Source organism: Xanthomonas sp. WHRI 7945, from assembly GCF_035026585.1.
In genome coordinates this window covers 1-17,511 of record NZ_JAYIQP010000005.1, presented here as the reverse complement: position 1 = coordinate 17,511, position 17,511 = coordinate 1, and the positions used below count along the sequence as shown (strand labels likewise).

14 protein-coding genes and 1 tRNA gene are annotated in these 17,511 nt (G+C 71.3%); 3 read left to right on the top strand and 12 right to left on the bottom strand.

Annotation, left to right across the window (positions count from 1 at the left end):
- Positions 1 to 57: 57 nt before the first annotated feature.
- Both VDQ83_RS05545 and VDQ83_RS05540 read left to right on the top strand, forming a co-directional pair.
- Entirely contained in the window at positions 58 to 1,347 is a 1,290-nt protein-coding gene (locus tag VDQ83_RS05545; protein ID WP_455434157.1) for an SDR family oxidoreductase, read from the top strand.
- Complete coding sequence (locus VDQ83_RS05540) at positions 1,328 to 1,798, top strand: DUF2269 family protein (RefSeq protein ID WP_455434156.1); 471 nt, start codon at positions 1,328 to 1,330, stop codon at positions 1,796 to 1,798. The genes VDQ83_RS05545 and VDQ83_RS05540 overlap by 20 nt, the downstream gene beginning before the upstream one ends.
- A 226-nt stretch (positions 1,799 to 2,024) precedes the next feature.
- Here the strand turns inward: VDQ83_RS05540 and VDQ83_RS05535 are convergent, their stop codons facing one another.
- The 12 genes from VDQ83_RS05535 to VDQ83_RS05480 form a co-directional block, all read right to left on the bottom strand.
- Positions 2,025 to 2,846: a hypothetical protein gene (locus VDQ83_RS05535; protein WP_455434155.1), complete on the bottom strand. Its 822-nt coding sequence runs from the start codon at positions 2,844 to 2,846 to the stop codon at positions 2,025 to 2,027.
- A gap of 736 nt (positions 2,847 to 3,582) precedes the next feature.
- Positions 3,583 to 3,658, bottom strand: a tRNA-Gly gene (locus VDQ83_RS05530).
- A gap of 36 nt (positions 3,659 to 3,694) precedes the next feature.
- On the bottom strand, positions 3,695 to 4,330 hold the full coding sequence (gene pgsA, locus VDQ83_RS05525; RefSeq protein WP_309914994.1) for a CDP-diacylglycerol--glycerol-3-phosphate 3-phosphatidyltransferase: 636 nt from the start codon (positions 4,328 to 4,330) through the stop codon (positions 3,695 to 3,697).
- A gap of 9 nt (positions 4,331 to 4,339) precedes the next feature.
- A complete protein-coding gene (gene uvrC / locus VDQ83_RS05520) occupies positions 4,340 to 6,196 on the bottom strand; it encodes an excinuclease ABC subunit UvrC (RefSeq protein ID WP_263398024.1) in 1,857 nt (618 codons plus the stop codon).
- Positions 6,193 to 7,614, bottom strand: a complete 1,422-nt coding sequence (locus VDQ83_RS05515; RefSeq protein ID WP_455434154.1) for a hypothetical protein — start codon at positions 7,612 to 7,614, stop codon at positions 6,193 to 6,195. Before VDQ83_RS05515 ends, uvrC begins: the two co-directional genes overlap by 4 nt.
- Positions 7,611 to 8,099, bottom strand: coding sequence for a low molecular weight protein-tyrosine-phosphatase (locus VDQ83_RS05510; protein WP_455434153.1), 489 nt, complete (start codon positions 8,097 to 8,099; stop codon positions 7,611 to 7,613). The genes VDQ83_RS05515 and VDQ83_RS05510 overlap by 4 nt, the downstream gene beginning before the upstream one ends.
- Positions 8,096 to 8,884, bottom strand: a complete 789-nt coding sequence (gene kdsB / locus VDQ83_RS05505) for a 3-deoxy-manno-octulosonate cytidylyltransferase (protein WP_455434152.1) — start codon at positions 8,882 to 8,884, stop codon at positions 8,096 to 8,098. The genes VDQ83_RS05510 and kdsB overlap by 4 nt, the downstream gene beginning before the upstream one ends.
- A 523-nt stretch (positions 8,885 to 9,407) precedes the next feature.
- Positions 9,408 to 10,442, bottom strand: coding sequence for a tetraacyldisaccharide 4'-kinase (lpxK, locus tag VDQ83_RS05500; RefSeq protein WP_455434151.1), 1,035 nt, complete (start codon positions 10,440 to 10,442; stop codon positions 9,408 to 9,410).
- Positions 10,442 to 12,178 carry a lipid A export permease/ATP-binding protein MsbA gene (gene msbA, locus VDQ83_RS05495; protein WP_455434283.1) on the bottom strand — a complete coding sequence of 579 codons (1,737 nt, stop codon included), beginning with the start codon at positions 12,176 to 12,178 and terminating at the stop codon, positions 10,442 to 10,444. The genes lpxK and msbA overlap by 1 nt, the downstream gene beginning before the upstream one ends.
- Positions 12,179 to 12,186: 8 nt before the next feature.
- Positions 12,187 to 12,609 (bottom strand): ExbD/TolR family protein, encoded by a 423-nt coding sequence (locus VDQ83_RS05490; protein ID WP_263398019.1) that lies wholly within the window; start codon positions 12,607 to 12,609, stop codon positions 12,187 to 12,189.
- A gap of 4 nt (positions 12,610 to 12,613) precedes the next feature.
- Positions 12,614 to 13,291: a MotA/TolQ/ExbB proton channel family protein gene (locus VDQ83_RS05485; protein WP_309916206.1), complete on the bottom strand. Its 678-nt coding sequence runs from the start codon at positions 13,289 to 13,291 to the stop codon at positions 12,614 to 12,616.
- Positions 13,185 to 15,737 (bottom strand): DNA internalization-related competence protein ComEC/Rec2, encoded by a 2,553-nt coding sequence (locus tag VDQ83_RS05480; RefSeq protein WP_455434150.1) that lies wholly within the window; start codon positions 15,735 to 15,737, stop codon positions 13,185 to 13,187. The genes VDQ83_RS05485 and VDQ83_RS05480 overlap by 107 nt, the downstream gene beginning before the upstream one ends.
- 330 nt (positions 15,738 to 16,067) lie before the next feature.
- Between VDQ83_RS05480 and VDQ83_RS05475 the strand changes: the two genes are divergently transcribed.
- Complete coding sequence (locus VDQ83_RS05475; protein ID WP_455434149.1) at positions 16,068 to 17,132, top strand: SDR family oxidoreductase; 1,065 nt, start codon at positions 16,068 to 16,070, stop codon at positions 17,130 to 17,132.
- Positions 17,133 to 17,511 lie beyond the last annotated feature (379 nt).

The window sequence follows — 17,511 nt, the reverse complement described above, 5'->3', positions numbered from 1 at the left end:
GCCGGTCAGCAGGATGCGTTTGCAGTGCGGCCACCACCGCCGCGTTGCGGAGGCGCCGTGCGCATCCTGCTGACCGGGGCCAGCGGCATGATCGGCAGTGCGTTGGTCGACAGGCTGGCGCATCGGGGGCATGAGCTGGTCCTCGCGGTTCGCGACGAGCGGGACGCGCGCCGACGCTGGCCGGCGGCCCGGATCGTACGGGCTGGATTCGGTGCGACCGAACCGCCACCGTGGTCCGACTACCTGCGCGGCGTGGACGCGGTGATCAACGCGGTCGGGATCTTTCGCGAACAAACAGGCCAGAGTTTCGATGCAGTGCATGTGAACGGCCCGCTGCAGCTGTTCCGCGCCGCCTGCGACGTCGGCGTGCGCCAGGTGGTGCAGATTTCCGCACTGGGCGCGCATCCGTCCAAGACTGCGCCGTATCTGGCCTCGAAAGGCCGTGCCGATGCGGCGCTGGCGGCGTTGCCGATCCGCTCCACCATCGTGCAGCCGTCGCTGGTGTTCGCGCCCGACGGCGCCAGCAGCCAGTGGTTCGCGGCGCTGGCGGTGCTGCCGCTGACGCCGCTGCCTGGCGACGGCAAGCAGCGCATCCAGCCGCTGCACCTGGACGACCTGTGCGAGGCGATCGTCGGCCTGCTGGAGCGTCCCGATCCGCCGCCGCGGCTGCGCGCGGTCGGCCCGGCCGCGCTGACCCTGCGCCGCTACCTGGCGCTGCTCAAGCGCGGCCTCGGCGCGATCGGCGGCTGCCTGCCGATCCCGCTGGCGCCGCTGCGCCTGGCCGGGCGCCTGCTGGGCCCGCGCAGCGGCTGGCTGGCGCCGGACGCGCTGGACATGCTGCAGGCCGGCTCGACCGCACCGCCGGACGACATGCACGCCGCGCTCGGGCGCGCGCCGCGCGCGCCGGAGCACTTCGTGCACGCCGGCAACCGCGCGCGCCTGCGCCAGGCGGCGCTGCTGCAATGGCTGCTGCCGGCACTGCGCTGGTCGATCGCGCTGATGTGGATCGTCACCGGCTATGTCTCGGCGTTCGCCTACCCGGTCGCCGACAGCCTCAGCCTGCTCGCGCGCACCGGCCTGCACGGCGGCGTGGCTGTGGCCGCGCTGTACGCCGCCGCGGCGCTGGATGCGGCGCTGGGCCTGGCGTTGCTGTGCCTGCCGCGCTGGCGGCGCCACGTCTACGCGGCGCAACTGCTGCTGATCGGCGCGTACACCGTAGTGATCAGCGCCTTCCTGCCCGAATACTGGCTGCACCCGTACGGGCCGATCCTGAAGAACCTGCCGCTGCTGGCCGCGATCGCGCTGGCCAGCGCACTGGAGCCGCAGCATGGACCTCATCGTCGTTAAGTACCTGCACGTGCTGTCGTCCACGTTCCTGTTCGGCACCGGCGTGGGCACCGCGTTCTACCTGTTCTTCGTCAGCCGCACCCGCGACGCGCGCGTGGTGGCGGTGGTGGCGCGCTACGTGGTGATCGCCGACTGGCTGTTCACCGCCACCACCATCGTGTTCCAGCCGCTCAGCGGCCTGTACCTGGCGCACAGGATGGGCTATTCGCTGCACAGCGCGTGGCTGTACTGGTCGATCGTGCTGTTCGTGATCGCCGCGCTGTGCTGGCTGCCGGTGGTGTGGCTGCAGATGCGCCTGCGCGACATCGCCGCGTCCGCCGCGGCGGACGGCCGCGAACTGCCGCTGGACTACGCACGCCACCTCGGCTACTGGACCGCGCTCGGCGTGCCGGCCTTGTTCAGTTTCCTGGCGATCTTCTACCTGATGGTGGCGCGCCCGCCGGTGCTGTAGCGCCGCTCGCCTGCTCGCCGCCGCGAATCGTGCAGCTTGTGCGCGTGCGGGCGCAGCAGTGGCGATGCGCAAAGCCATGGCGCGCCCCGCCACGCCGCGATCATCGCCGTGACGCGCGCCGGCCCCATCGCCGGCGTTGTCCGAGGCGCGGCGAACGCGCCGTAACGCGTCCGCGGCGACGGGATACCCGGGCGCTGCGCGCTCGCGCCGCCTGCGACGTCGGCGGCTAACCGGCCGCCGCGCCGCCGCCTGCCGCGTACACCGTGTCGTAGATGGTCTTGGCGCCGGTGAAGGTCGGATCCACGTCTTCTTCCTGGCCGTCCTGCCCGTGGTCGTTGTCGAGCCTCCAGCTGAACATGCCGCGCAAGCCGTTCTGCAGCGCGTAGTTGGTCCAGGCCGCGGTGTCTTCGAGCGAGGTCTGCACGTTGCCGTTCTCGGTGGCCACTCCGCCCATCAGGATGTCGGCGCGCACCCCGGCCTGGATCCACGCCTGCGCATCCTGCGGCGTGCCGGAGGACGAATAGTCCTGCAACTCGGCGGCATCCACGTACTGGTTGAACGCCGCCACCGCGCCGTCGCCGTAAAGGGCGACAGGGCCACCTGCGGGCCACGGCACCGACACCGCGATGCCGAGTCCGGCCGCCTTGAAGCTCGGGCTGAGCTGCGTCACCAGCTCCACGACCGAGGACATGCCGTCGCCTTCGGAATCGATGCTGATGCCGTTGAGGCCTTTCTGCTGCAGATAGGCCACGATGTTGGCGGTGGAGCGATTGGCGTTGTCGCGATTGTCCGTCACCGTCGCCACCAAGCCGGTGTCGCCGACCCCGGCATAGATCAGCGCGCCGGGCGCCTGCGCCTTGATCTGGGCGAGATTCTGCGCAGCGAATTGCGCATTGAGGTCCACGGTATAGCCGTTGCCGGACTCGACGAAGATGCCGAAGGCCAGGTTGTAGCGGCTGGCATATCCGAGCGGCACCTTGCCCTGCGCAAGATTGTCGGCACCCGTGCCGTTCCATGTGTCGTACCAGGTCGCGATCTCGAAGTTCATGGTGGCTCCTGCAGTGGTGGATGGATGTGCGTCGAGGGCGACCGGCATCCGCGCATGCGCTCGGCGCCGCGACCGCTTCGGTCCCGACGCAAACGCCTGTCGTGTCTTGCTCGTGCCGGTCGCTGCGACCGCAACGCCGCCGCCTCCGCCTCCGCCAGTCTGCACGCGATGCAATGCCCCTGGCCGAACCTAGCGCAGATCGCGGCGCGCGCGGTCGACACTGCGCGGCTTCGGAACAGCCATCCCAGTCGCGATGCCAGCGCGCGTGCGGGCCAGCATCGCCAGCGTCGGTGGCCGACGCTCACAACCCTGGCTAACGCTGCAAATTCATCGCCGATCTGGGCGCGGTGAACGCACGCAGCGGGACAAGCTTGCCCGTCGAACAACGTCCACGCCGTGGGATGCGCTCTTCTTCGTCGTGCCGGTGGCACCCACCACCTCGCCTCCTGCTATGTGCTCGGCGACGTGCAGCAATCGGGTGGACTGGACCATTTCCGGCAACTGCGGGAAGCCGTGCCGGTGCGGCGTATCGACTCGACGGCGGCGTCGATGCCGTAGCGGAACGCCTGCGCCGGCGAAGCGCCGCCGGCCGACGCGACATGCCCGATACGGCATAGCGCCGATCTCCGCAGTGGCGCCCTAGCGAACGCATCGCACTGCGCCAAAATGAAAAAAGGACCCGAAGGTCCTGATTTCATCGTTCTGTAGGTATCCGCTGTATGCCTGCGAAACCGTCTGGAGCGGGAAACGAGACTCGAACTCGCGACCTCAACCTTGGCAAGGTTGCGCTCTACCAACTGAGCTATTCCCGCTTGAGGCCGCGAATTTTACCGGGAACCGGCAGGCTGTCAACCGTTGCCTTCGATTTTCTTCGCATTCTTGTCCGCCACCGCGGCGCGCTCGTCGGCGCGCAGGCTCGGCCAGGCCGCATGCAGGTACTGGATGCCGGACAACAGGGTCAGGATCGAGGCGATCGCCAGCGTCCAGTCGCCGATGCGGAAGATGAACCGCCCCATCCACACGCTCTCCGGCGGCGAGCCGTCGGGCATCACCGAGTACAGCAGGCACAGCAGCGCGACCATCTGCGCGGTGGTCTTGACCTTGCCGATCATCGCCACCCGCACCTTGGCGCGCTGGCCGATCTCGGCCATCCACTCGCGCAGCGCCGACACCGCGATCTCGCGGCCCACGATCACCGCCGCCCAGAACGCCATCCACGGCGTCGGGTGGCCCTGCACGATCAGGAACAGCGCCACCGCGACCATCAGCTTGTCGGCCACCGGGTCCAGGAACGCGCCGAACGCGGAATACTGGTGGTAGCGCCGCGCCACCCAGCCGTCCAGCCAGTCGGTGAACGCGGCCAGGCCGAAGATCGCCGCCGAGGCGAAGTTCGTCCACGTGTACGGGAGGTAGAACACCAGCACCAGCACCGGAATCATCACGATCCGCAGCAGCGTCAGCCAGGTGGGGATGGTCAACTTCATTGCGCTGCTCTACTCGCCTGCCGGATCGGGCACCGGCAGTCCGTGCAGGTTAGCGTAGATTCGCGCAGCGAGTGCGTCGTTGATGCCTTCCACGCGCGCGATCTCCGCTTCGCCGGCGGCCTTGAGCCCGGCCAGCCCGCCGAAATGCTTCAACAGGCTTGCGCGGCGGCGCGGACCGATGCCGGGGATGTCTTCCAGCTTGCTGGTCATGCGCGCTTTCTGGCGCCGCCCGCGATGGCCGGTGATGGCGAAACGGTGCGCCTCGTCACGTACCTGCTGAATGAACTGCAGCGCCGGCGACGCCGCGCCGGGGCGCAGTTCGCGCCCGTCCGGCATCACCAGGGTCTCGTGGCCGGCGCGGCGTTCGGCGCCCTTGGCCACGCCGATCACCAGAATGCCTTCCACGCCCAGGTCGGCGAGCGCGGCGTTGGCCTGCGCCAGCTGGCCGGCGCCACCGTCGATCAGCAGCACGTCGGGCAGCACCACGTCGGCCTTGTCGCCCTCCGCGGCGCGGCGGAAACGGCGTTCGATCGCCTGACGCATCGCCGCGTAGTCGTCGCCCGGCTCGATGCCGCTGATGTTGTAGCGCCGGTACTGGCTGCGCACCGGGCCGCTGGCGTCGAACACCACGCACGAGGCCACGGTGGCCTCGCCCATGGTGTGGCTGATGTCGAAGCACTCCGCGCGCCGGACCGGTTCGGCCAGCCCCAGCATCTCGCGCAGCGCCTCGCTGCGCGCGTGCTGCGCGTTGCGGCTGGTCAGTTCGGTGGCCAGCGTCGCCTGCGCGTTGCGGCTGGCCAGTTCCAGGTAGCCGGCGCGCTCGCCGCGAACGTTCCATTTCAACTGCACCTTGCGCTCGGCGGCCGAGCCCAGCGCCGCTTCGATCAGCTCGGCATCGGGGATCTCGCGGTCCAGCAGCACCTCGCGCGGCGGCGGCTGTTCGGCGTAGTACTGCGACACGAACGCGCCGAGCACTTCGGCGGCGCTGTCCTCGCCGTTGGTCTTGGGGAAGAACGCGCGGGTGCCGAGATTGCGGCCGTCGCGGAACGCCAGCAGCAGCACGCAGGCGTTGGCGCCCTGCATCGCGCAGGCGAGCACGTCCAGGTCGGCGGCGCGGCCGTCCACGTACTGCCGGCTCTGCATGCTGCGCAGCGAGCCGAGCAGGTCGCGCAGGCGCGCGGCGCGCTCGAACTCCAGCTGTTCGCTGGCGGCCTGCATCGCCTGCACCAGTTCCTCGCCGAGCTGGTCGCTGCGTCCGTCCAGGAACATGCTCGCGCGGCGCACCGACTCGGCGTAATCGTCGGCCGGCACCAGCGCCACGCACGGCGCACTGCAGCGGCCGATCTGGTATTGCAGGCACGGCCGCGAGCGGTTGCGGAACACGCTGTCCTCGCAGCTGCGCAGCTTGAACAGCTTGTGCATCAGGTTCAGCGTCTCGCGCACCGCGGTCACGCCCGGATACGGGCCAAAGTAGCGCCCGGGCACCGCGCGCGGGCCCCGGTGCAGCGCGATCCGCGGCCACTCCTCGCGGGTCAGCAGCACGAAGGGGTAGCTCTTGTCGTCGCGCAGCGACACGTTGTAGCGCGGCGACAGCGACTTGATCAGCTGGTTTTCCAGCAGCAGCGCCTCGCCTTCGCTGCGGGTCACGGTCACGTCCATGCGCGCGACCTGGGCCAGCATCGCCATGGTCCGCGCATTCTTCGGCGAGGCGCTGAAATAGCTGGACACGCGCTTGCGCAGCGCGCCGGCCTTGCCGACGTACAGCAAGGTGTCGTCGGCCGCGTACATGCGGTAGACGCCGGGCGCAGTGCTGAGGTTGGCGGCGAAGGCCTTGCCGTCGAACGGGGGCTGCAAGGACGCGGTCATTCGCTGATCGGCACGTCGCTCAGTTCGCCGCTGGCGATGTCGTAGCGCAGCACGGCGTGGGCGTCGGTCTCGGCGATCCACACCGTGCCCGCGGTCACCGCCAGCCCGGCCGGGCCGTGCAGGCGCCGCGGCAAGGCAGTGGTGGACAGGTCGCCGCCGCCCAGGCGCAGGCTGCGCAGGCTGCCGTTGCCGCTGTCGGCGATCCACAGCAGCGGCGCGTCCGGGCTCAGCGCGATCGCCTGCGGGAACTGCAGGCGCGCGCGGCTGCGCGGACCGTCCTCGTTGCCGAAATCCCACGGGCCCTGCCCGCCGAGCAGGGTCTGCACCAGGTCGCCGCGCAACTGCAGCGAGCGCACCGCCGAGCCCAGCGCGTCGCACACGTACAGCGCCTGCTGCACCGCGGCCAGGCCGCACGGCTGCGCGAACGCGGCCAGGTGGCCGCTGCCGTCGCGCAGTTCCAGCACGCCCGAGCCGGCGCGCCAGCGCAGGCTGCGGTTGCCGAGTTCGTAGCTCCAGATGCGGTTGTCGCCGGCCATCGCGATATGCACCTGGTTGTCGGCCACCACCACGTCCTGCGGGTGGTTCAGCGGCGCCTGCTGCGCCTGCTGCACCGGTCCTTCCACAGGCTCGCCGGCACGGCCGTTGCCGCACAGGGTGTCGACCTGGCCGTTGAGCAGGTTGATCCGGCGCAGCGCGTGGTTGCCGGTGTCGGCGACGTACAGCACGCCGCGCTCCAGCGCCAGGCCGCGCGGCCGGTGGAACGCCGCCTCGCCGAGGCCGCCGTCGATGAAATCGGCGGTGCCCAGGCCGAACTGGCGCAGGACGCGGCCGCCGGTGGTGCATTCGAGGATGCGGTGGTGGCCGCTGTCGGCGATGTACAGGCGATCGTCGGCGACCGCCAGGCCGACCGGGAAGCGCAGCGGCAGGCGCGGCTCGGGCTGGGTCTCGCGCGGCTGCCGCAGTTCGTCGTCCAGCGGCAGCGATTGCCCGGCGCACAGCGCGTTGAGCGCCTTCTCCAGGTCGGCGCCGCCGATCCCGACCAGGCGCTCGCGCTCGTAGCCGCCGGCGTCGAGCAGCACCAGCGTCGGCCACGCCTGCACGTCGAAACGCTGCCAGGCGGCCCAGTCGGCATCGAGCAGGATCGGCGCCGACACGCCCTGGCTGCGCAGCAGCTTCAGCGCCCGCTGCGGCTCGCGCTCGCTGTCGAAGCGCGGCACCTGCACCACGATCAGCTGCAGGCGCCCCGGATTGCGCGCCTGCCACTGGCTGAGCTCGGCCAGGCGCTGCGCGCACCACGCCGAGGCGGCGTTGACGAAGGCCAGCACCAGCGCCCGGCCCTGCTGCTCGCGCAGCGTGGTCGGCGCGGCATTGAGCCAAGTGCCGGGCTGCGGCAGTTCCAGGGCGGCGATCGAGTTCATCGGCCGATTATGCCGGAGCCGCCGTCGACAGACAGTCGCGCCACGCTGCCGGCGGCGGCTTCGTCTACCAGGCGCCAGACGTCCTCGAAGTGGTCGCTGCCGCCGGTGTAGGGGTCGGGGATCTCGCGGCGGCCCTCCAGCCCGGCCCAGGGCAGCCACAGCGCCACCCGCTCCCACGCCGCGGCCGGGGCGTGCTGGCGCACGTCGCGCAGGTTGGCCGCGTCGGCGCACAGGATCCAGTCGAACCCGGCGAAATCGGTGTCTTGCAGCTGCCGCGCACGCAGCCCGGCGATGTCCACCCCGTGGCCGCGGGCGCAGGCGATCGCGCGCCGGTCCGGCGGCTCGCCGCTGTGCCAGTCGCCGGTGCCGGCCGAATCCACCTGCACGCGCCCGGCCAGCGGCGAGCGCTGCAGGTGATGGCGCAGCGCGCCTTCGGCCATCGGCGAGCGGCAGATGTTGCCCAGGCACACCAGCAGCAGCTTCATGCCAGGCTCCGCAGATGCGCCTCGGCGCGGGCCAGGTCCTCGGGCGTGTCGACCCCGGGCGGGAACGGCGCCGGCGACAGCGCCACCGCGATGCGGAAGCCGGCTTCCAGCACCCGCAACTGCTCCAGCGCCTCCACCTGTTCCAGCCCGCCCGGCGGCATCGCCGCGAACCGGCGCAGGAACCCGGCGCGGTAGGCGTAGATGCCGATGTGGCGCAGCCACGGACCCGGCGGCAGGCGTTCGCGCGAGGCGGCGAACGCGTCGCGGTGCCACGGGATCGGCGCGCGGCTGAAATACAGCGCATCGCCGCGCGCGCTGCGCACCAGCTTGACCACGTTCGGGTCGAACAGGCTCTCTGCCGACTCGACCGGCGTGCCCAGCGTCGCCATCTCCGCGCCGCTGGCGGCCAGCGCCTGCGCCACCGCGACGATTCCCGCGGCCGGCGCGAACGGCTCGTCGCCCTGCAGGTTGACCACCACGGTGGCGTCGTCCCAGCCGGCGATGTCGGCGCATTCGGCCAGGCGGTCGGTGCCGGAGGCGTGCGCCGCGGACGTCAGCGCAACGTGCACCCCTTCCAGGTCGGCCACCGCCGCGGCGATGCGCGGATCGTCCGCGGCCACCCAGACCTGCTGCGCGCCGGCGCCCAGCGCGCGACGCGCCACGTGCCGGACCAGCGGTTCGCCGCCGAGCGCGCGCAGCGGCTTGCCCGGCAGGCGCGAGGCGGCGTAGCGCGCCGGGATGGCGACCACGAACGGCGGCGGGGTCAGATCGCGTTCGGCGCTCATGCGCGGCGCGCGCCGGCAGCGGCGGAATGCTGGAATTCGCGGAAGCCAAACATGGATGATCTTCTCCGTTGTCGATTCGGGGGCAACGCATTTTCGCCAAGGCGCGGCGGCGGCGGCGTTCGCTGCAGCGAGGCACGTCAGCGGCCGCCGAGCGCGGGGCAGTCGCAGTCGCCTTCCCTGCCATTCTATAGGCCCTGCCGATCGCAGCTCTGCACACGCTCCCGTGCGCGAAAGCGTCTGCAACGGCTATGGCAGGCCTGCCGTGGGAGCAGCAGCGCACGCAACGCTTCCCGTGCCGGACGGTGTTTTTCGACGGCGGCACTTCAGCCGGCGCAGGACCTTGTGGGAGCGACTTCAGTCGCGACGGGCTTTGCCGGTAACGCCCTGTCGCGACTGAAATCGCTCCCACAGGATTCGGCGCTGCCATCTTCGGCGCTGCAAACGTCACGGATGCGCCCTGTGCGCACGCTCCACCTGCTTCACTCGATGCCAAGCCCGTGCGACGGCACGAGCGCACGCGCCGCTATTCGCTGGCGTCGCCGCTGCGCCCGCGCAGCTTGTCCAGCCGGTCGAGCAGGCCGATCCAGAACGCGGCCGGCAACTCCGCCACCAGCGGCACGCTGAAGCACCAGTCGTCGACCAGGGCCGCGCACTTGACCGCGTCCTTCTCGGTCATCAGCACCGGCAGTTCGCTGCCGAACGACAGGTCGGCGGCGCGGTAGCGGTGGTGGTCGGGAAACGCATGCGGCACCACGCCGATGCCGTGCGCGCGCAGCATGTCGAAGAAGCGCTGCGGATGGGCGATGCCGGCGACAGCGTGCACGCGCTGCCCGGCGAAGCTGCGCAGGGGCCGCGCGCGGCCGCCCTGCAGCGGTTGCGCGCTGTCGATGCGCAGGCGCATCGCCCACTCGCCGAAGCCGGCCTGGACCTCGCCGGCATCGCTGGCCTGGCCCAGGTTGATGACCCGGAAGTCGCATTCGCGGCCGCGCGCCACCGGCTCGCGCAGCGGCCCGGCCGGCAGCAGGCGGCCGTTGCCGTAGCGGCGGTGGCCGTCGACCACTTCGATCTCGATGTCGCGCTGCAGCCGGTAGTGCTGCAGGCCGTCGTCGCAGACCACGATGTCGCAGCCGGCCTGCAGCAGCGCACGCGCCGCTGCGACGCGGTCGCGGTCCACCCGCACCGGCGCGCCGGTCTTGTGCGCGATCAGCACCGGCTCGTCGCCGCCCAGCTCGGGCGTGGTGCCCGGCTCGATCCAGCGCGCGACCTGGTCCTGGCTGCGGCCGTAGCCGCGGCTGGCGACGCCGGGCTTCCAGCCGGCCTCCTGCAGCTTGCGCACCAGGGCGATGGTCAGCGGGGTCTTGCCGGTACCGCCGGCGGTGAGGTTGCCGACCACGACCACCGGCACCGCGACGCTGTAGCGCTTGCGCCAGCCGCGCCGGTACAGCGCGCGGCGCAGGCCGATCGCCGCCGCGTACACCGGGGTCAGCAGGCGCGCGTACAGCGGCGGCGTGCCCTGGCCGTACCAATAGCCGGGCGTGTGGGGACCACGACCGCTCATCAGGCCTGCCTTTCGCGGAACTGCATGCTGTGCAGGTGGGCGTACAGGCCGCCCTGGGCGAGCAGCGCGTGGTGGGTGCCGCGCTCGACGATGCGGCCGTGGTCCATCACCAGCACCTGGTCGGCGTGCTCGATGGTGGACAGGCGGTGCGCGATGACCAGCGTGGTGCGCTCGGGCATCAGCCGATGCAGCGCGTCCTGCACCAGCCGCTCGGACTCGTTGTCCAGCGCGGCGGTGGCTTCGTCGAGGATCAGGATCGGCGCGTCGCGCAGGATCGCGCGGGCGATCGCCAGGCGCTGGCGCTGGCCGCCGGACAGCAGCGCGCCGTTCTCGCCGACCGGGGTGCGCAGCTGCAACGGCAGGCGCTCGATGAACTCCCAGGCGTTGGCGGCCTCGGCCGCGGCACGGATCTGCGCGTCGCTGGCCTCGGTGCCGTAGGCGATGTTGGCGGCGATGGTGTCGTCGAACAGCATCACCCGCTGCCCGACCAGCGCGATCTGCCGGCGCAGGTCGTGCAGGCGGTAGTCGTGCAGCGGCACCCCGTCCAGGGTGATGCGGCCGCCGCTGGGCTCGTAGAAGCGCGGCACCAGCCGCACCAGGCTGGTCTTGCCGCTGCCGGAGCGGCCGACGATGGCGGTGACCGTGCCTGGCCTGGCGCTGAAGCTGATGTCGTCCAGCGCCAGCCCGGCGTCGTCGCGGTAGCGCAGCATCACCCGGTCGAATTCCAGTTCGCCGCGCACGCGCTGCACCGATACGCTGCCGCTGTCGCGCTCCTCCGGCGTGTCCAGGATCGAGAACAGCCGCTCGGCCGCGGCCACACCGCGCGAGATCGAGGTCTGCACGCTGGTCAGCCGGCGCAGCGACGGGATGATCGCCATCATCGAGGTCATCAGCGCAATGAACTGGCCCGGGTTCAGGCGCCCGGCCAGCGCCTCGCGGGTGGAGACCCAGACGATCGCCGCCAGCGCCACCGCGGCCAGGAACTGGACCATGCTCGAGGCCAGCGCGCGGGTGGTCTCGACCTTCATGTTCAGGCCCAACATGCGGTTGGCCAGCGCCGCGTAGTGGCTGATTTCCAGGGCCTGGGTGCCGTGCACCTTCACTTCCTGCTGTGCCCCCAGCGACTGCTCGGCGCGTTGCGCCATCGAGCCCATGCCGTCCTGGATGCCGCGGCTGATCTTGCGGTAGCGCTTGCCGACGTAGGACACGATGACCCCGATCAGCGGCGCCACCACCAGCAGCGCCAGGGTCACCTTGACGCTCATCTGCAGCATCACCACCAGCATGCCGACGATGGTCAGGGTATCGGCCACCAGCGTCTTCAGTGCATCGGAGGCGGCCTGGGTGACCTGTTCGGTATCGAAGTTCAGCCGGCTGACCATCACCGGCGTGGCCTCCACGTCGAAGTGCGAGGACGGCAGGTGCAGGTACTTGGCCAGCACCTGCTCGCGCAGGTCGCGCACCACGCTGCGCCCGGTGCGCGCCATGCAGTAGTCGCCGACGAAGGTGGCGACGCTGCGCATCAGGAACAGGCCCAGGATCGCCAGCGGCAGCAGCACCGCCATGCGTGCCTCGGGATTGACGAAGCCGCGGTTGACCAGCGGATCCATCAGCCGGGTGAAGAAGTAGCCGGCGGTGGCCTCGACCACCATCGCCACCACCGCCGCGGTCAGCATCACCCAATAGGCGCGGGTATAGCCGAGCAGCCGACGGTAGATCGGCCAGACCGGGGTCATCTTGCCGCTCACGGTTTGACTTCCGGCGCGGTGGCGATGGCGATGCGGCGGAAACCGAGCTGGCCCAGCGCGTCCTGCGCGGTGACCACGGCCTGGTAGGGGGTGCGCGCATCGGCCCGCAGCAGCACCGGCTGCTCGCGGTCGTCGCCGGCGACCTGGGCGATGCTGCGCTTGACCGACTCCACGTCGGTGCGCAGCACTTCCTGGTCGTTGATGAAATAGTGCCCGTCGGCATTGACCAGCACGCTCAGCGCGCGCGGCGGCGCCGGGTTGTGCTGATCGCTGGCGTTGGGCAGCTGCAATTGCAAGGTGGAACGGGCGTCGAAGGTGGTGGTCACAACGAAGAAGATGATCAGGACAAGGATGACGTCGATCAGGGGCACCAGGTCGATCTGCGGCTCGTCCTGGCCGCGGTCGTCGCGGATCCGCACCGGCTCAGCCCTTGGCCGGCGCAGCGGCGCCTGGACGCGAGGCCGAGCGCGGCGTGCCCGGTGCCGGCGCGCCAGGGCGGCCGTGACCGTCGAGGACATCGCTCAGCGCGGTGGCTTCCTGCTCCATCTCGATGACGTAGCCGGCGATGCGGCCCTTGAAATAGCGGTGGAACACCAGCGCCGGCACCGCGATGATCATGCCGGTGGCGGTGCATACCAGCGCCTTGCCGATGCCGCCGGCGAGCTGGTTCACGTCGCCGACGCCGTGGTCGAGGATGCCCAGGAACATCTGGATCATGCCGACCACGGTGCCGAGCAGGCCGAGCAGCGGCCCGGCCGAGGCCACCGTGCCCAACGCGTTCAGGAACCGCTCCATGCGATGCACGACGTGGCGGCCGGTGTCCTCGATCCGCTCGCGGACGATCTCGCGCGGGCGGTTGCGCACGTCCAGCCCCGCGGCGAGCAGCGCGCCCAGCGGCGAGTTGTGCCGCAGCGACTCGATGTGGGTCTGGTCCAGCTTGCCGCGCGTGGCCCAGTTGCGCACTTCCTGGCCCAGCCCCGGCGGCAGCACTTCGCTACGGCGCAGGCTCCAGAACCGCTCCAGGACGATCGCCAGCGCGACCACGCCCAACAGCAGCAACGGCACCATCGGCCAGCCACCGGCCTTGACCAGTTCCCACACGTCGCAACCCTCCGGCACGTTCGGCCGTTCGTTCACTGGCCGATAGGATAGCAGCCGCCCGCGCCCGCTCCGCGGCATCCCACAGCCGCGCCCGCCACGGCCGCCGTTCGCGCAGCTGCAGCCCCGCCTGCCCCAGCCACACGCGCAGCGCGCCGCCCTGCGGGGTAGTCGCGACTTCGGCGCCGGACGCCTGCCAGCGCGCCACCACCGCCGGCCGCGGATGGCCGAAGCGGTTGCCGTCGCCGGCCGAGACCAGCGCCAGCCGCGCGCCGGTGGCGGCGACGAAGGCCGGCTGCGAGGAATGCGCGCTGCCGTGATGCGGCGCCAGCACCACCTCGGCGCGCAGGTCCTGCGGCCTCTGGCGCAGCAGGCGACTCTCGACGACCTCGCCGATGTCGCCGGTCAGCAGCATCGCGCCGTGCGCGCTTTCCACCCGCAGCACGCAGCTCGACTCGTTGCCGAGGTAGGGAAACCCGGGCGTGGGATGCAGGAAGCGGAAGCGCACCCCGTCCCACTCCCAGGCCGTCCCGGCCAGGCACGGGCGGTCCACCCGCACCGGTGCGCCGGCCGGTGCCTCGGCCAGGGCGACCGGCAGCGCTGCGCGGACCGCATCGAAGCCGCCGGCGTGGTCGTTGTCGCCATGGCTGATCACCGCGCGGTCCAGCCGCGCCACGCCGAGCGCATGCAGCGCCGGCACCACCGCGCGCTCGCCGGCGTCGTAGCCGTCCTTGATCGCCGGCCCGGCGTCGTACAGCAACTGGTGCCGCGCGGTGCGCACCAGCACAGACAGGCCCTGGCCGACGTCGATCATCACCAGTTCCACCTCGCCCGGCGCCGGCCGCTCCAGCGGCGGCCAGAACAGCGGCAACCACAGCAAGGCCGCCAGCGGCTTGCCCGGGACCGCGCGCGGCAGCAACAACCAGAACGCGCCCAGCAGCGCCAGCGGCAGCGCCCAGTCGCGCGCCTCGGGCAACCACCACAGCGCGAAGCGGCTTTCGCCCAGCGCGCTGAACAGCGGCCAGGACAGGTCGAAGCACGCCGCCGCCGCGCGCCATGCCCAACTGCCGGCACCGGCGTGCAGCGCTTCCAGCGCCGTGCCAAGCAGCGCCAGCGGCACCACCACCAGGCTCCACCAGGGAATCGCCAGCAGATTGGCGAGCGGCCCGGCCGCCGAGGCCTGCCCGAACAGCATCGTGCTCAGCGGCAGCAGCCCCAGCGTGGCCACGCCCTGCGCCGACAGGAACTCGCGCAGCTTGTCGCGCCAGCCGGCGCCGGCGACCGGCATGCACCAGGCCAGCCAGGCCACGCCGAGGAAGCTCAGCCAGAAACCCGCCGACAGCACCGCCAGCGGGTCGAAGACCAGCATGACGATCGCCGCCAGCGCCAGGCCATCGACCACCCGCACCGGTCGCCGCCACAGGCGCGCGACCACCACCACCGCGATCATCAGCAAGGTGCGCACGGTCGGCAGCGCCATTCCCGAAAGGGCGGTGTAGCCGCCGGCGCCGAGCACCGCCAGCAACGCCGCCGCCTGGCGTCGCGGCCAATGCCGTCCAAGCCGCGGCCACAGCCGCCACAGGCCGCCGCCGAGCAGCGCGAACGCACCGGCGACCAGGCCGACATGGAAACCGGAGATCGCAATCAGATGGGTCAGGCCGGCGGCGCGCAGGATGCGCCAGTCGCGGTCGTCCAGCATCCGCGTATCGCCGAGCGCCAGCGCCTGCACATAACGCGCCGAGGCCCGCGGCACCGCGGCCGCGATCCGCGCCGACACGCGCTCGCGCCAGGCATCGATGCCGCGCCCGGGCGCCAGTTCGGTGGCCTCGCGCGGCGCCGCCACGTAGCCGGTGGCGCTGATCCGCTGCGCCAGCGCATACGCCTCGGCGTCGAAGCCGCCGGGGTTGCTGAGCCCGCGCGGCGCGCGCAGGCGCACGCTCAGGCGCCAGCGCGCGCCGGCATGCAGCGCGGTACGCGGACCTGGCGCCTGCGCGCCGAAATCGTCGTACCAGGCCAGTTGCAGCAGGCGCCCGCGCAACGGCGCCGGCTGCGCGGGGTCGGCATCCACCCGGAACAGGAATCGCGTGCGCCGTACCTCTGCCTGCGGCAACTCCACCACCTGCCCGCTCAGCGTGGCCACGCGCTTTTCCAGGTTCGCCGGCAGTTGCCGCGCCAGCACCATGCCGGCGACCAGCCCCAACCATCCGCAGCCCACCGCGAACGCACCCAGCCACCGCCAGCGCGGCAGGCCGACGAACAGCGCGATGCCGCCCAGCAGCAGTGCCAGCGACAGCGGCCACGGCGCCAGCCGCGGCAGCCACAAGGTCGCCAGCACGCCGGCGGCCAGAGCGGCGGCGACGGCGATGCCGAACGGCGCGACCGCGCTGCCGCGTGAAGGCGCCGATACGCGGACGGCGTGGCCGTCGGCAGGTGCCGAGCATTGCCGCATGCGATCGCCTCCTTGGCATGGACGAGTGAAGATGCACGGGTGGCCGCAGCCATCGCGCCGGACGACGGCGACCGCGTCGGGCGACATCAAGGTCAGCAGACGACCCGGGGCCGCCGCTAGCTGTCGCGGTTTTTCGTGGTCATCGTCATCGCGCTGGCTGCATCGACAGGCTCTCGCACCGTGCCGATGCGCGCTATCGGCCAAGTCCTGCAGGCCGCGTAGGAATTCGCCGCACGCGCCTCGCGTCGTCACGTGTAGCGCACGGCCGCTTTCGCCGCATGTTCATCGGGGTCTGGCTAGCGTGCTGGTTTGGCTGATGAGGATCCGCGCATGCGCAAGGGCACCGCACTGGTGGTCGGGGTCACCGGCATTTCCGGCTACAACCTGGCCAGGGTCCTGGTCGCGGAAGGCTGGACCGTCTATGGCCTGGCGCGCCGCCCGGTCCCGCAGGAAGGCGTGATCGCGGTCGCCGCCGACCTGCTCGGCCGCGAGGCGACCATGGCCGCGCTGCGCGGGCTGCCGATCACCCACGTGTTCTTCTGCACCTGGACGCGGCGCGCCACCGAGAAGGAAAACGTCGCCGCCAACGGCGCGATGCTGCGCCATCTGTGCGAAGGCCTGGACGGCACCACGCTGCAGCACATGGCGCTGGTCACCGGCACCAAGCATTACCTGGGTTCGTTCGAACACTACGGCAGCGGCAAGGCGGAGACGCCGTTCCGCGAGAGCGAGCCGCGCCAGCCCGGCGAGAACTTCTACTACACGCTGGAAGACCTGCTGTTCGACGCCGCCGCGCGCCACGATTTCGGCTGGAGCGTGCACCGCTCGCACACCATGATCGGCCAGGCCAACGGCAGCAATGCGATGAACATGGGCGTGACCCTGGCGGTGTACGCGACGCTGTGCAAGCACAGCGGGCAGCCGTTCGTGTTCCCCGGCTCGCGCGCGCAGTGGGACAGCCTCACCGACCTCACCGACGCCGGGCTGCTCGGCCGCCAACTGGCCTGGGCCGCGACCAGCCCGGCCGCGCGCAACCAGGCGTTCAACACGGTCAACGGCGACGTGTTCCGCTGGCGCTGGATGTGGGGCGAGATCGCTGCGTTCTTCGGCCTGGAGGCGGCGCCGTATCCGGATGCGCCGATGCCGCTGGAGCCGCGCCTGAAGGACAGCGCGCCGGCACAATGGCGCCAGATCGCCGAGCGGCACGCACTGGTGCAGGCGGACGTGAATCAGCTGGCGTCGTGGTGGCATACCGATGCCGACCTCGGCCGCGAGATCGAGTGCGTCAACGATATGACCAAGAGCCGCGATCTCGGCTTCCTCGGCTACTACGACAGCCGCGCGTCATTCCTGGAACTGTTCGCGCGGCTGCGCGCGCAGCGGGTGATTCCCTGACGGTCGCAGAGTCGCAGCATCGGCGGGTTGGCTGCTGCCGCTGTGAGAGCGGCGATGAGGGATTGTCGAATTGACAGGATCTGAGGGTCTTCGTCCGGTGGGTCTGGAGCGACTTCGGTCGCGACGAGCAAAGCATTGGAGGTGCCGCGACCGAACCGCGTGGGGACTGAAGTCTCTCCCCCAGTGCACCCAGCGAGCAGGCCACGAATCCTTGTGGGAGCGACTTCAGTCGCGACGAGCGAAGCGGTGGAGATGCGCGACCGAACCGCGTCGGGACTGAAGTCCCTCCCACAGTGCACCCGGCGAGCAGGCCACAAGTCCCTTGTGGGAGCGACTTCAGTCGCGACGAGCGAAGCGGTGGAGATGCCGCGACCGGACC